We start from the raw sequence: 15179 nt of genomic DNA, 5'->3' as shown, positions 1-15179 counted from the left end.
TGAATTTTTAAAATTGATTTTAATTACCGTTTATTTTTTAATTGTCATTGTGATTTTTGAATAAATGTCTTGATATGGCCGCTATTGAGTGAAGTGAGTGATTTGATTGTTAATGACATTTCTGTCGCTTTGACCAAATAGCAATAAATGAAAAGTTGCGTCATTATATCATTTTGTTTTTGGCTACGCTGAAGGCATCAAGAGATTTTGGTAAATGAGTGGTGTTTAAAAAGGGCTGGACAGTTAAAATGCCTTTGCGCCATAGCCACTCACCATGATCGATGAAATGCGTTATAGTTAGGGCAATAACAAGAACCACTAAATTTATCATGGGTAGGCAGTTATCATTTTTGAAATGACGATATCTTTGAAATGAGAATAGCTTTGAAATGAGCACAGCCCCTAAAAAGTTTATGATTGGCTAACACCGCTTACTGCCGCTATTGATTCATAGTGCAATTTTCTGTAGAGAGTAAAGCTAGCATGGCATACAAAAAACGTTTTGATACTAGCAGTGCGTATGGTCAGTTGATTATATTGGTGTTTCTACCCATTTGTATCTTGGCAGCGGTGGGCGGTATTTTGGTCTTTTATGAGACCATGCGCGCCAGCAATTCAGAACAAGAAGTATTGGCGGAGGCGGTGCTGATTCGTTATACCCCAGCGATTGCAGAGCTAATCCCTGAGCTGTTAGCGCAAGAGCGCCAGCAAGCAGACGGCGAACCCAATTCGGATGGCGAAGTCAGAGCAAATGATGCCACTCAAACGACCATCACAAAGCTTGAGGAAATCCAAGATAAGCTGGGTCGTATGCAGTCCGAGCAACATGTACAGCGTATTGCGATCATCAATGAAAGCAATCAAGTGCTTGCCGCAGTCGGTTATGGACTGAATGAAGCATGGCCTGCAATAGACACAACAAAGAAGTTTTTATCGCAGCAACCAACGCCTATTGGAACTGCTTATGGCAGTGTGTTAGGGGAGTTTGAAGGACAAAAACTGTGGCTGCTCGTCGATATGGACAATGAACCACTCTACATCGCCCGCTATCGTATCGCCATGGCATTAGTGATTACCGGCTTGTTCACTATTTTGATTTTATTGCTGAGTTTAAATATTTATTCAAAGCGCTGGATAGCACCAATTTATGAGCTACGTTTGCAGTTGCAGCGTACCCATGTCGACAATCTGTATCAGCCTATTCCTGTTGAGTCAGATGGTGAGCTGAACTTATTGCAGCAAGACTTGGTCAAAACGCTACGCCGCTTGCATAGGAGTTTTCAGGAATTAAAAGACCATGCCGAGCAAACTGAGGATGATTTGCGCCTCGCGTTTGATGAGATGGAAATGCAAAACATCTCTATTCGTAATGCACGTGATGCGGCAATTTCAACCAGCCAAGCAAAATCGGCATTTTTGGCCAATATTAGCCACGAGCTGCGCACACCGTTAAATAGTATTGATGGCTTTATTAATTTGCTGGCAAGGCATGGTGAATTAAACCCTGAACAAGATTTGTACGTGCAAACCATCCGCAAGTCATCGGCGCACTTATTGGCGCTGGTCAATGATGTTTTGGATTTCTCTAAAATTGAAGCGGGCAAGTTGGTGCTTGATCGTCATGAGTTTGACCTTTATGACACCATTTATGACGTGGTCGATATGCTTTCGCCTGTATCCGCAGAAAAAGGTCTGCGCATGGCGGTGCTGTTTTATAATGATGTGCCGATGCGCATCAATGGCGATGCCCTACGCCTCAAGCAAGTATTGACCAATATCGTCGGCAATGCGATTAAATTTACCGACAGTGGTGATGTGGTAGTGCGTGTCAGCTTGGATGACCATCGTGATAATTATCTCATGATCAGTGTGCAAGACAGCGGTAAGGGCATCTCTTTAGCCGATCAAAAGATGCTGTTCCAAAGCTTTAGCCAAGGCGACCCTTCAATCACTCGTCAGTATGGCGGCACAGGATTGGGGCTCGTTATCTCCAAGCAGTTGACGCGGCTGATGGGTGGTGATATTGGCTTTCATGATAATGCTCAAGAGAATATTGCCAATCAGGGCGCAACGTTTTGGTTTCGGATGCCAGCACATGTCGATGTGTTAGAAGCTGCTACAGGACAGACGATTGAGCTACCAGTCTTGGCTCCATTGGCGAGTGAGACCGATGAGTTTAATGTATTGGTATGGATTAATCATACCGCCTCTATCCAAGTGCTCAAAGCCAGCTTGCAATATTTGCCGATTAAATTGACCCAAGCCAACTCCTTACCGGGCGTACTTGAGTCATTAAAAGAGCATGGTAATTATTGGGATTGGGTCATCGTCGATGATGATACCCAAGACGATATGATGGCATTACTCAAACAAATTCGTCTGCATTATCAAGGCAAGCTTGCAGTATTTGGTTATCAAGTTGCCGCCGATCAAGCATTATTAAATCGTTATCATGCCAATATTTTGTATGAGCCGTTAGACAAAAGACAGCTTTATGCCATGCTCGACACCCAAAATCGCAGTACCAAAAAAAGCGTGCAAGAACCGCGCTGGACAGGGGTGACGGTTCTGGCAGTCGACGATCATCTGCCCAATTTGTTGGTGCTCGATGCATTGCTCAGTGAGCTTGGTATTCAGGTCATCACAGCGAGTAGTGGTTTTGACGCCATAGAAATTATCAGTAAACAACAAACCAAAAATATCAAAACCACGAAAAATGATAAGCAAAGTCTTTCGAATAAAACGCAAATCTCTAAAGCTGAAACGCGCGATGAGGTGAATAAAAAATCAAATAGTACACTTTATGAAGAGGTGAATACCGACGATAAAGTTGCTACTCAGGATAAAGGTCATATTGATCTAATATTTATGGACATCCAAATGCCGCGTATGTCAGGGCATGAAGCCGCAAGACAAATTCGTAATATTGAAAATGATGATAGCCGTATCCCGATTATTGCATTGACTGCCCATGGTTTGGCTGATGAGCGAGACAAACTGATCGCCAGTGGCATTAATGACTATGTAGGTAAACCTATTAGTCAGCCTCAGTTGTTACAAGTGCTGCAAAAATGGCTTGGACGTACAACGACAATGCCGCAGTTAACAGCGTTGCCTGATACCAATCTGCACAGTACGGATGTGCACAATACTGATGTGCAGGTTATCGATTTGTCAAAAGATAACTCACACTCTACTGATTTACAGAATAGGGAGGCTGAAACGTATTCAACGTGGCCATCAGACTCTACAACCATTGCTTATCCTATGGTGAAAGGTGATGAAAATAACCGTCATAGCGGTTCTAATACAATCAATCAGCCAAAAATAACGCGTCCTTTATCATTGAAGAAAATTCGTGATAACTACTTGCGAGACAGCCAACCACGCGAGGACTATAGACGCGAAACACCGCGTGACACCCAGCCACGCTATGAGAACTTGCGCTTACATAAACAAGGACAGTCGCCACTATTAAAGCCATCGGAAACACCGATAAATAGTGCTCACGATGGAGTGGCAACGCCTACAGATTCCCACACATATGCGCAAGGAACAAAGAGTTGGGACAGCAGTCACCACCATTTAAGCCATCACTCTTTGGGGGCTAACGAAAGTGATGGGTTTGCTATTTTAGATTGGCAAGACGCGTTGACCCGCTCAGCGAATAAGCCCGACTTGGCAGCCAAGCTTATCATTATGATGCTTGATACGATCAATGATGAAAAGCAGGCGCTGACGCAAGCGTGGGACGCCCGTGATCGCAGTATGCTAGCGCAAATTTCTCATCGCATCTTAGGCGGCAGTCGTTATACTGGTGTGCCGCAATTACGTCAGGCCAGTCAAGACTTAGAAGATAAATGCTTGTTGAATGTCCAACACATCACCCCTGCGCAGTTTGCCATGCTTGAGCCATATTATGCCGCATTAATAACAGCGTTAAATAACTTGCAGGCGCTGGATTTATCAGCCTATCCTCAGCTCAATTATCATCGTTTGAGTGAAAATGATATGACGTGGAAAATGATTTAGAAATGATGGTTTTATGACATTAACGATGAATCGAATCGTTGCAGTCAGTTATTGATGAGGTAGCATCGTAACAAGGCTGTTAATATTGTTGCCATCAGCTTTAGACGTATCGGCATCATATTTAGATGCCATTTCTATTTTATTCATGAATAAGGATTGTTATGAACGCGATTGCCACTTACCAATATGAAACCTTACAAGTTAGTATGACCGACAATATACTCACGGTAACCTTGAATCGCCCACACAAAAAAAATGCCATGAGCTTTAAAGTGGTGAAAGAATTGATTGCCGTCGCAGAACGCATTGGTAAAGACAAAACGATACGTGCGGTGATTCTAAATGGTGCTGAAGGCACGTTTTGTGCGGGCATCGACTTGGGTGATTTAAATCATCCAAAAAATCAAGCGTTCGCCGTTTGGGAGCTGGTAAAGCCATGGCAGAGCTCGTTCCAGCGTGTTTGTCTGGTATGGCGCGACGTGCCTGTACCGGTCATTGCCGTATTAGAAGGCTATTGTATCGGTGCAGGGCTTCAGCTAGCGCTGGCTTGCGATGTGCGTATCAGTCATCCAGATTGCAAACTGTCTATTATGGAAGCTAAGTGGGGGCTTGTACCAGACATGGGTTTGACGCAATCGGCGTTTGGCGTGGTACGTGAAGATGTGCTAAAAGAGCTTGCCATGAGTGCGCGTATCGTGACTGCCAGTGAGGGCAAAGCATTGGGTCTTGTCAGCCATTGCAGTGAAACGCCACTTGAGCAGGCGCAAAAGCTCGCTGCCGAATTTGCAGAGCGCTCTCCTGATGCGGTGTTGGCGAGTAAGCGTGTGGTCAATGCTATGTTCCAGCAGCCAGCCACTACTTTATATAAAGAAAAAGTATGGCAGCTTAAAATGATGCTCGGTCGTAATCGCAAGCTTGCTTTAAGAAAAGCCAAGCAAGCCAGTACGGCATTTGGTAAGCGCCAGTTCCGCTAAATATCTTTTATTAATTATGCCGCTATGCTGACGCTCAGACCTATTTTTACAAATTATTGTGATTATTTTTAGTTGTTATTGTTTGTTTTATTCACGTCATACCTCTATTGAAATGTGAGCGGATAGTACGATATAACACTATCCACTTGCGCCGCTGTATGCAAATGTGCACTAATGGTGGCAATGACCCTTGTTTTCAGTATTGAGTAAAGACTAAATATTAAAGACAATGGAAGCCTGAATAATACAATAACAATCACTAGAGTGTATTGAACCTTTATAACGATTCAATACACTCTATATAAAATGGTCTGAATATGTCTGCTCCAAAATCCTCTCTACCCAATCGACCCGTTGCTTCTGAGCGTGTACGCTCTGCTGATTTGCCTGTTGCATGGATTATGATGCTTGGACTTATCGTGGCAGTGGGGCCATTGTCTATTGATATGTATCTGCCTGCATTACCATCGATGGCAGATGACTTTGGTGTCTCCACAGCCTTTATGGCCAACTCTGTTCCTGCCTATTTTTTAGGCTTGGTATTTGGCCAGTTATTTTATGGACCATTTAGTGATCGTGTCGGTCGTGTTAAGCCTTTATATATCGGTATGACGCTATATGTCATCGCCTCCATTGTTTGTGCGACTACTAATAACGAGTATGTATTGTTTGTTGGACGGACGATGCAAGCGCTTGGTGCGTGTGTCGGCGCGGTGGTCACTCGTGCTGCGATTCGCGATCGATTGACTGCTAAGCAAACCGCAAAAGCCTTTTCTATTATGATTTTGGTGATGGGTTTAGCGCCGATATTGGCCCCATCGCTTGGTGCACTATTTCTACAGTTTTTTAGCTGGCACTCTATTTTTTGGTTTTTGGCTGCTTTTGGCACGTTGAATTTATTACTCACAAAGTTTTTCTTCTTTGAAACGTTGACGGAAGAAAATCGTAATGTACGTCCTGCAAGAGAAGTACTGAGTCAATACTGGGACTTATTAAAAGACCCGACGTTCAATTATCCAGCGATTGGTGGCGGCCTGCTGATGGGGGCGATGTTTGTTTATATCAGTTCAGCCTCTGAGCTGATTATGGATACCTATGGGGTATCCGCAACCCACTTCGCTTGGTTATTTGGGATGAATGCTGCTGGTTTTGTGGGTTTGACTCAGCTGAATCAGTGGCTTACCAATCGCTTTCGTATTTTGAGTATTTTGCGCTTTGGTGCGATGATGCAGGTTATTTCTGCAGGCGTGCTATTTGTAATAGGTCTATTTTTGGGTACTGATGCTTGGCTTCCACTGGTGCTGGCTTGTATTTTCTTCTGTATCGCAGGTTTAGGTCTTACCCAGCCAAATGCTTCTGCTATTGCGCTGGCCTTTCAAAAACGCCGAGCGGGCATGGCAAGTGCGCTACAAGGCTCGCTCATGTTCTCAGTCGGTATCTTTGGTGGATTATTATTAAACCTATTTCCAGTTAATCCCGTACTCAAAATTGGTATTGCGATGTTCGCTTTGATGAGTCTTGGCTGTTTTTTAATTTGGCAGATAGATCGTAATTTAAATCTGGACGATGCGGAGTAAGCCAGAGACTTTATAATTCTTGCACTAGCATCTTAAAAGGCATTCTTACATTGATTATGTAGGGATGCTTTTTTTTGTACTTTTTATTTTATTTTTGCCTAAAACTGCGCATAAAACAAGGCAATATTACAAGTTTTTAGTCATATAAATAGACTTAAGTACATCATTAATATCTTTTATTTGCCATATATAACAAATTGTGGTTAATAACCAAACATAATTATTGCAATCGCAAAGGTAGGCAAGTATTATCCACGTAACTTTCTGTAAGTAAGTATTGTGAAGATATCACCTAACCTTGCTAAATTGTCATTTATTGATATATATAACGTAAATTTTAAAGGATGAATTATGAAGCAATTATATAAACTATTGCCAATTGTATTTAGTATAGGACTGTTTGGGTGTAGTAACTCTGCCACTCAAGAGAATGTAAATAAGAGTAATGCTAAAGATAATAAAGATACCTTTGTTAGTAAATTGCCTGATACTGCGCCCACATTAAAGGTTGCGACTACAGGTACGACGCCGCCGTTTTCGTTCCAAGATGACTATGGCAATATGCAAGGGATTGACATTGACGTCATTCGAGCTATTGGTGAAGAACAAGGCTTTAAAGTCGAGTTTTACAAAGAAACGTTTCAAAATATGTTTGATAGTGTGGAATCAGGTAATCGCGATTTGGCATTAGCAGGTATTTCTTATAAAGATGAACGCGCGGCGAAATATGGCCTATCGAAACCTTATTTCTTTAATCCATCAGCAATTATGTATTCTAACGATAAGTTAAAAATAAGTAGTTTAGAAGACCTAAAAGGCATGCATGTTGGTGGTATGGAAAATGGGAAGTCAGTCGATCAAATAAAAGCAGTTGGCACCTACGGGGAGCTGTCTACCAGAGAGACTGCTTTCTTATTATATGAAGATTTGATGCAAGGGAAGGTTGATGCCATTCTCCATGATGCCCCTATTTGGCAGTATACGGCAAAAATCCATCCTGAATATAAGGTCACTATCGTGCCTTATGAAGGCGAAGATGTGCCTGAAGCACAGCAAGTGATAATGATGGCAAAGGGCAATAATGAGCTTATTAAAAATGTTAACGAAGGTATTACTAAGCTTAAGACAAAAGGAACGTTCAAGACAATTGAAGAGCAGTGGTTAGGTGAGAGCATTCCAGCTATTGATAGCACTTCTGCTACTACTCAGCAACTGAACTAAGGAATTCTGAAGATGGCAACTACCCCTAATGTTGACAATAAGCGCTATCAAAATTTAATTATTTCAATTGCACTTTTTTTATCGCTAATTGGTGCTTTGCTAGCGTTTACCTTTTATACCTCAAGCTTATTAGAAAGAAACACGGTATTAATTGATCGAACCAACCAAGTCGCGAATAGTGCACAAGCTGTAATTAAAGATTTGTTCGATTTAGATAATAGCTATGGCGAAGATACAAACTCTCCGCATATTCAGCGTGTTTTAGAGCGTTTGGAACAAGATACGGCACTGATTACTAGCTCAATTTCAGCTCTTGAACAAGGCGGTACTATTACCAGCGTTGAAGGCAAAAGCTACGATCTTCCAAAGGTGAATAGTGAGTCTCAAGTTAAAGTTGCGGAAGCTAATCAAGAATGGAGGCTTTTAGAGCCTAAAATTCAGGCATATCTAAAAGATGCTGATAACGTGATGGTCGACTCTTCAGATAACCTGACTCAAGCGGTTGAACAGGCGAAGACTTCAAGTTTATTTATTAACGACTCGCTAGACCAGCTTACTGATGAGGTGTTTATAAACGCTGAACGTCAAGCAAACACTATTCGTCTGATTCAGATATTGGGTGTTGCAGCTATTTTTGCTTACTTCTTGATATTCGTATTCTTCTTTGTACGTCGTTTGCGTGAGACGGATGCTGAAGCATTTGCCGCTCGTCGCGAGACGCAAGAAATTATGGAAACGGTCAGTACTGGTCTATTCTTGCTTGATAAAGACTTAAATATTGGTCAACAGCATTCTCGTGCATTAAATGACATTGTCGGCTCAGACAGATTGGCAGGGGAAAACTTTACCAATGTCTTGCGCGGTCGTATTTCTGATAAAGATCTGAAAACCACACAGCAATTTATTGAGCAGCTTTACAATCCACGCGTTAAAGAAAAATTGGTAGATTCTCTGAATCCGCTACATAAAGTGATGCTGCATAATACGTCTGGAGACAAAGCCCAGAACAGTCGCTTCTTAGACTTCAAGTTCTCGCGCGTTTATGATAACAAAGATATTGCTCGTATTTTGGTCAACGTCAACGATGTATCAGATGCCGTATATTTAGAGCAGCGTCTAGAAAAAGAGCGCTCGCAAAATGATATGCAGATCGAGATGCTCACCACTATCTTGAATGTAAATCCTAAGATTATTAATGAGTTTATTGATAATACGCAGATGCACATTGAGAAGATGAACAATATCTTGAAAAATCCTGGTAGCTCTCAATACGAGCTTGAAGGCAAGCTAAAAGCCATCTATCGCGAAATGCATAGCTTAAAAGGTGAGGCATCTGCGCTAAAACTGCACAGCTTTACTAAAATTGCCTCAGATGCGGAAGACAAACTGCACGCATTGCAAAACCAAGGTCAATTATCTGGTAACGATTTCTTGCCATTGGCCGTACATTTGGATGACTTGTTGAGCTTATCGAATACCATTGCAACGTTAGGTGAGCGTATCAACCGCTCAGCACCAGCAGCCGCAAAATCTAGCGTATCAGCAGCAATTTCTGAAAGTCAGTCAATTGCCAGATCGGCTACCAGCTCAAGTAATGGCATGGCCACTGATGGTGGTTTGGACATCAATTTGGGTAATGATGCAGACGATGCAAATAATGATCACTTGGTTTTTTATAAAGACTTTGCCGATGATATCGCAACTAGGCAAGGCAAACAGGTCACGCTCAAAAGCCTGACATTAACCCAAGCCAATATACCAGAGCATCTTGCCAAGCCGATTAAAGAGATTAGCATTCAGTTACTACGTAATGCTGTGGTACATGGTATTGAAGCGCCAAGTGTTCGTCAGACGACGGGTAAAGCAGTGGTCGGTACGATTGATTTAGAGGTGCAAGACAGCGGCGCAGATGTGACGCTGATTGTGCAAGATGATGGTCAAGGTATTGATTATGACAGCATTCGTGCCAAGTTAAGCAAAGAAGGTCGTTTTAGTACAGAAGAAGCTAGCCAGCTCAGTCAGGGCGACTTGCTCAAGCAACTATTTGTATCGGGTTTCTCTACCCGAGACGACGCGGATGAAGATGGCGGACGCGGTGTCGGTCTCGATATTATCAAAGCAAAAGTAAAAGAGTATGGTGGCAAGCTGAATGTAAACAGCGAATTTGGTCAGATGACACGATTTGTGGTTACTTTACCCAAAGCTTAATTAACAACAGTAGGTATATTGTCAAGGACGACAAACACTTCATTAAAGGTAATAGATCAGTTATGCATAAGTTAATGATTGTTGATGATTCAAATATTATTAGAAATCGTATTCAACGCGCGTACGATTCAGGGAAGTTTATGCTGGTTGCGACGGCAACCAGTGGTGTCCAAGCCATTGAAAAGTTCAATGTCCATCGTCCTGATGTAATCACTATGGACTTGACCATGCCACAAATGGACGGACTTGAATGCATTGAGAAAATCATTGCGATTGACCCTGAAGTACGAATTTTAGTGGTGTCAGCACTGTCTGATAAAGCCACTGGCATTGAAGCATTGTCGTTGGGTGCCAGCGGATTTTTATGCAAGCCTTTTTCAGAAGATGAGCTTGTAGAGTCTTTGTATGAGCTAATGCAAGACTAAACCATTCAACGACTTAAGTAGATGTCATTATGAAAGAACAAAAGCTACAGATTTTTTTAAGTATTATTAGTAACTATTTTAATCAGTTTGGGGGCGAGGAGCTTGTCGCTGACACCCCATATCTGTTAGAGAATAAACAGCCAAAAGTCCATGATTATACGGGTGTGATCGGTATATCGGGTGGACAAAAAGGCGTGGTGTATTTTTCGGCAACCCGTCAGTTGTTGTCCGCTATACTGGATAGCATGGGTGAAACGGATAAAAGCGATGAGAATTATATCGATTTGGCTGGTGAAGTGGCCAATACAATCGCTGGTAACGCGCGTAAAGAGTTTGGCTCAGAGTTCCATATTTCTGTGCCGTTTGTATTTAAAGGCTCTCCACAAAGTATTGTGTTGCCGAATGATGAGCGTTCTTTTATCATTCCCATCACTTGGAACTCGCAGATAGGCGAGATTGTGGTCTGTTTGCAGGATTAACGTTGCTGCCACCGCGTCATAAAGATGGATATTAATATATTATGGTTAAAGTAGAAAAATTGGGTGTGTTTCTGAGCTCAATCAATGCATTTTTTGCACAAATTGATGGCTCAGAAGTGTCCATTGATACCCCTTATTTAAATCATAACAAGAGTGCTGTTGGTTATGATTATAGCGGCGTTATCGAGATATCAGGGCCTATTGAAGGCTGTGTGTATGTGAGTGCGCCAAGTGTGATGTTACGAGAGGTCGTAAAAGTGATGGGCGAGCCTGACTCATCGATCACGATGATGAAAGATCTGCTCGGTGAGATGGCCAACACTATCTCTGGTAATGCTCGTACTGAGTTTGGCTCAGAGTTTATTATCTCGCCGCCGCATATTGTTGAGAGCGCACCAAGCGTGTCTTATTTGCCAAAAGATCGCCAAAGTTACGTCACGCCATTTACGTGGCGTGGGTATAAAGCGGTCATTGGTATCTGTATCGCTTAATCTACAGCTGCTCATTTATTCAGTATAAAGAACGACGTTAATGCGTCGTTTTTTTTATGCGTTATCATCCACTTAAACAGCATAATAGCGCTAGCAGTCGCTAAGCATTATATGATAAAATACAGCCCAGCTATTTTTTATCACATCGTATTTTTACGTTCAAATGATAGCTCAATTTTTTAAACCAACCCATCAACCAATGACACACACATCATGGCAAAAAATTGCTGGGTGTTTGGCGACTTGATTAATTTGCAAAAAAGTTAGTGCTGCCACAATAAGCATTAACCGTTAGCAGATGCGTGTCGCTAGATAGGCAGTTTTTGTGATGTGGAGGCATAACCCAACCAATAGGAATTTCACATGTCTACAAAGAATCCAACCAAAATCGAAATGCGCGACTTACTACAAGCTGGCGCTCACTTTGGTCACCAAACACGTTTTTGGAATCCAAAAATGGGACCATACATCTTTGGTGCCCGTAACAAGATTCACATCATTAACCTTGAGCACACAGTAAAAGCGTTTAACGAAGCATTGACTTACGTTAACGGCTTAGCTGCCAAGAAAAACAAAGTATTGTTCGTAGGTACTAAACGCGCAGCAAGCGGTATCATCGCTGAGCAAGCAGCACGCGCTGGCATGCCATACGTTGACCATCGCTGGTTAGGTGGTATGTTGACTAACTGGAAAACACTTCGCCAGTCAATCAACCGTCTAAAAGAGCTAGAAAAGCAAGCAGAAGACGGTACTTTCGCCAAGCTTACTAAGCGTGAAGCGTTAGAGCGTACTCGTGATATGGAAAAACTTGAGCGTTCACTAGGCGGTATTAAAGATATGGGCGGCCTACCTGACGCAATCTTCGTTGTAGACGTAGATCATGAAGCGATTGCTATCAAAGAAGCTAAAAATCTAGGTATCCCAGTTATCGGTATCGTTGATACTAACTCTAGCCCAGATAACGTTGATTACATCATCCCAGCAAACGATGATGCTATCCGTGCTGTGACCTTGTATGTGACTTCTATGGCTGATGCGATTATCGCTGGTAAAGAATACGCACAGACTCAAGCGGGCGGCAAAGCTGAGCAAGAAGCACCTGCTACTGAAGAAGCACCAGTTGAAGCCAAAGCAGAAGAAGCGGCGACTCCAGCAGAATAATTGGCTGACCCAAAAGGTTTAACTTTGTAAGGATAGCTTGATAGTCACACTATCTGCATCCATATAACGTTATTAACAGCGTATAAGCTCACACGTATAAGCTCACAATAGGCATGATGTAGTTTTACTCGTCATGCCTTATTGTTGATGGAACACTCGTTAATAAGCGAGTATTATCGCTTATAGTTGCCCTCGTGATGCACAATATCTGTCATTACAATGATGTCTGTTATCACGATCAACCATGAGTGCTTCCATTACTATAAGAGCGATATAGTACCAATAGATAGCAAAGATATATCTCATAGAAATTAAGCACTCCCATACATAATAAAAGGTAACTCTTATGTCAGAAGTAAAAGTATCTGCCAAAATGGTAAAAGAATTGCGTGACCGTACTGGTCTTGGCATGATGGAATGTAAAAAAGCGTTAGAAGAGTCAAACGGCGATGTAGAAACTGCCATTGATAACCTACGTAAATCTGGTCAAGCCAAAGCCGCTAAAAAAGCGGGTAACATCGCAGCTGATGGCGCTATCATCATCGCTCAAGGCGACAACAAAGCATTCTTGTTAGAAGTAAACTGCCAAACTGACTTCGTTGCAAAAGACGAAAACTTTACGGCATTTGCAGAAGCAGTAGCGAACATTGCATTAGAAAACAATGTGACTGACGTAGCTGCTATCGCTGAATTGCCATATGGCAATGGTCAGACTGTTGAAGAAGCTCGTGTATCTTTGGTACAAAAAATCGGCGAAAACATCCAAGTACGCCGCGTTGAAGTATTAGAAGGTAGCAACCTTGCTTCATACCGTCATGGTTTACGTATCGGTGTTGTGGTATCTTTTGAAGGCGGCAACGCAGAGACTGGCAAAAACCTTGCCATGCATATCGCTGCGTTTAACCCAGTTGCGGTTGATGACGAAAGTGTAGATGCTGATTTATTAGCACGCGAAAAAGACATCATCGAAGCAAAAGCTCGTGAGTCTGGCAAGCCTGATAACATCGTTGAAAAAATGATCGAAGGTGGCCTACGTAAGTATCTAGAAGAAGTGACTTTATTACGTCAGCCATATGTTATGGACAACGAGAAGAAAGTTGGTGATGTATTAAAAGCTGAAGGCGTAAAAGTACTTGCTTTCAAACGTCTAGAAGTTGGTGAAGGCATCGAGAAAAAGCAAGAAGATTTCGCTGCTGAAGTTGCTGCGACACAAGCACTGGCTAACAAGTAATTTTTAAATTTTGCTAAGAAGAAAGGTGAGTGCTAAGCTTTTTGGTCTGGTACTCACCGATCAGCTTTATTATTAATCTTGTATCGAACTCAAAAAATATGACAAGATAGATTATGAGTGAATAGATAAAGCCTCTTAGCACAAAAAAGCCCGTTAATTATATTAACGGGCTTTTTTACGTTTGGATTCAACGGTTCATGTAGTCTTCATCTTAGCGTAGCGCATCATATGCTGAGTTGGCATAGCTGGCACTATTGCTATTACTGCTGGTACCATAGCTGACGTTTTGTAAGCCGCTACTGAGACTAGGATTGGCGATTTGATTACTAGCGTTCATGGTACTGCCTGATAGCCCTGAATCGTTTTTATACAAGCTATGGTAACGGCTCATGACATTTTTGACATAGTTACGGGTTTCCTTAAAAGGCGGGATGCCGTTATATTTATCAACGTTACCTTCACCCGCATTATAGCCCGCAACCGCAAATTCTACGTTGTTATTAAACCGCTTCATCAACCATGCAATATATTTAGCAGAGCCTTCGATATTATCTGCAGGATTCCAAGGATTGCTGACTTTGAAGCGTCGCGCAGTCGCAGGCATCAGCTGCATCAAACCTTGTGCGCCAACAGGTGAGCGTGCATTTGGGTTAAATGCGGATTCGCTATGCATCATTGCTTTTATAAGCCCAGGATCTACGCCATGACGCTGAGCTGAGGCGCGGATATAACTGTCGTATGAGTTGCGGCTTCCACTACTGCTGGCAGAGCTACTACCGTAATTACTGCTGCTATTGTCACTACTACCGTCATACATTTTAGAATCTTTGTAGTAAGTGACTTTTACCTTTTTGGTGAATTTGTCAAAATTACCACTTGGATTGACGTTAGTGAGTAAGACTTGTCCGCCTTTGTCTTTGTAAATATACATATTACCTGCTTGAGCAGCAACAGATAGAGATAGGCTGGACAAGGCGACAGCGGTCAATAAAACAGGAGACAAGCAGCGAGTCACTAAGGTTGTAACATTTATCATAGGGTTATCACTTTTCATCGAGTAATAGCAAATTGCTTTGACTATAGGCGCGTCGTTCTGCGCATTTAAGCGGTTATCGTGCTGGTAGGATTTTATCGCTGTAAACGATATAGCACCCTAGCAAAAATCACGTCTAACTAGAAACCACTCGCATTGGATACAAAAAATAATAGTTGCTTACTATAACATATAATAACTTTTCGACGCATACGATTATCAGTACAAAGTATAAAAGTCATTTTTAATTTGTAAAAAAATCAACACACTACCGTTTTTGAGTACGTTGATTGAGTATCGGCTTTATTATTTTTAGGCGTGTGTGGTACGTGAATATTCTGGCTGTG

At 42.1% G+C, this 15179-nt stretch carries 11 protein-coding genes; 10 read left to right on the top strand and 1 reads right to left on the bottom strand.

What is annotated here, in order from left to right; all coding sequences use genetic code 11:
- Positions 1 to 483 precede the first annotated feature (483 nt).
- The 10 genes from ACI2JM_RS12620 to tsf all read left to right on the top strand — a co-directional run bounded on the left by ACI2JM_RS12620 (position 484) and on the right by tsf (position 13799).
- Positions 484 to 4032, top strand: coding sequence for an ATP-binding protein (locus tag ACI2JM_RS12620; RefSeq protein WP_404644614.1), 3549 nt, complete (start codon positions 484 to 486; stop codon positions 4030 to 4032).
- Positions 4033 to 4193: 161 nt separating this feature from the next.
- Positions 4194 to 5006: a crotonase/enoyl-CoA hydratase family protein gene (locus ACI2JM_RS12615; RefSeq protein WP_060490433.1), complete on the top strand. Its 813-nt coding sequence runs from the start codon at positions 4194 to 4196 to the stop codon at positions 5004 to 5006.
- A 317-nt stretch (positions 5007 to 5323) separates the two neighbouring features.
- A complete protein-coding gene (locus tag ACI2JM_RS12610) occupies positions 5324 to 6583 on the top strand; it encodes a multidrug effflux MFS transporter (protein WP_109591006.1) in 1260 nt (419 codons plus the stop codon).
- 351 nt (positions 6584 to 6934) lie between these two features.
- Positions 6935 to 7804 (top strand): substrate-binding periplasmic protein, encoded by an 870-nt coding sequence (locus tag ACI2JM_RS12605; RefSeq protein ID WP_404644612.1) that lies wholly within the window; start codon positions 6935 to 6937, stop codon positions 7802 to 7804.
- A 12-nt stretch (positions 7805 to 7816) separates the two neighbouring features.
- Complete coding sequence (locus ACI2JM_RS12600) at positions 7817 to 10012, top strand: ATP-binding protein (RefSeq protein ID WP_404644610.1); 2196 nt, start codon at positions 7817 to 7819, stop codon at positions 10010 to 10012.
- Positions 10013 to 10074: 62 nt separating this feature from the next.
- Entirely contained in the window at positions 10075 to 10437 is a 363-nt protein-coding gene (locus ACI2JM_RS12595; RefSeq protein ID WP_404644608.1) for a response regulator, read from the top strand.
- Between the two features lie 29 nt (positions 10438 to 10466).
- The gene (locus tag ACI2JM_RS12590) at positions 10467 to 10916 is read left to right on the top strand and encodes a chemotaxis protein CheX (RefSeq protein WP_045443636.1); all 450 of its coding nucleotides are present in this window, start codon (positions 10467 to 10469) and stop codon (positions 10914 to 10916) included.
- 41 nt (positions 10917 to 10957) lie between these two features.
- On the top strand, positions 10958 to 11407 hold the full coding sequence (locus ACI2JM_RS12585; RefSeq protein WP_404644606.1) for a chemotaxis protein CheX: 450 nt from the start codon (positions 10958 to 10960) through the stop codon (positions 11405 to 11407).
- A gap of 363 nt (positions 11408 to 11770) precedes the next feature.
- Positions 11771 to 12568, top strand: coding sequence for a 30S ribosomal protein S2 (gene rpsB / locus ACI2JM_RS12580; protein WP_045443642.1), 798 nt, complete (start codon positions 11771 to 11773; stop codon positions 12566 to 12568).
- Between the two features lie 346 nt (positions 12569 to 12914).
- Entirely contained in the window at positions 12915 to 13799 is an 885-nt protein-coding gene (gene tsf, locus ACI2JM_RS12575; RefSeq protein WP_198329663.1) for a translation elongation factor Ts, read from the top strand.
- Positions 13800 to 14010: 211 nt separating this feature from the next.
- Here tsf and ACI2JM_RS12570 read toward each other — a convergent pair whose 3' ends face one another.
- Positions 14011 to 14835: a lytic transglycosylase domain-containing protein gene (locus tag ACI2JM_RS12570; RefSeq protein ID WP_045443853.1), complete on the bottom strand. Its 825-nt coding sequence runs from the start codon at positions 14833 to 14835 to the stop codon at positions 14011 to 14013.
- Positions 14836 to 15179: the final 344 nt, after the last annotated feature.

Source organism: Psychrobacter sp. NPDC064578, assembly GCF_044901245.1.
Classification (GTDB): Bacteria; Pseudomonadota; Gammaproteobacteria; order Pseudomonadales; family Moraxellaceae; genus Psychrobacter; species Psychrobacter cibarius_C.
This window is presented reverse-complemented; position numbering and strand designations above follow the sequence as displayed.

Coding starts and splice junctions, on each gene's coding strand:
- ACI2JM_RS12620 (WP_404644614.1), top strand. CDS start 484: ATGGCATACAAAAAACGTTTTGATACTAGCAGTGCGTATGGTCAGTTG.
- ACI2JM_RS12615 (WP_060490433.1), top strand. CDS start 4,194: ATGAACGCGATTGCCACTTACCAATATGAAACCTTACAAGTTAGTATG.
- ACI2JM_RS12610 (WP_109591006.1), top strand. CDS start 5,324: ATGTCTGCTCCAAAATCCTCTCTACCCAATCGACCCGTTGCTTCTGAG.
- ACI2JM_RS12605 (WP_404644612.1), top strand. CDS start 6,935: ATGAAGCAATTATATAAACTATTGCCAATTGTATTTAGTATAGGACTG.
- ACI2JM_RS12600 (WP_404644610.1), top strand. CDS start 7,817: ATGGCAACTACCCCTAATGTTGACAATAAGCGCTATCAAAATTTAATT.
- ACI2JM_RS12595 (WP_404644608.1), top strand. CDS start 10,075: ATGCATAAGTTAATGATTGTTGATGATTCAAATATTATTAGAAATCGT.
- ACI2JM_RS12590 (WP_045443636.1), top strand. CDS start 10,467: ATGAAAGAACAAAAGCTACAGATTTTTTTAAGTATTATTAGTAACTAT.
- ACI2JM_RS12585 (WP_404644606.1), top strand. CDS start 10,958: ATGGTTAAAGTAGAAAAATTGGGTGTGTTTCTGAGCTCAATCAATGCA.
- rpsB (WP_045443642.1), top strand. CDS start 11,771: ATGTCTACAAAGAATCCAACCAAAATCGAAATGCGCGACTTACTACAA.
- tsf (WP_198329663.1), top strand. CDS start 12,915: ATGTCAGAAGTAAAAGTATCTGCCAAAATGGTAAAAGAATTGCGTGAC.
- ACI2JM_RS12570 (WP_045443853.1), bottom strand. CDS start 14,835: ATGATAAATGTTACAACCTTAGTGACTCGCTGCTTGTCTCCTGTTTTA.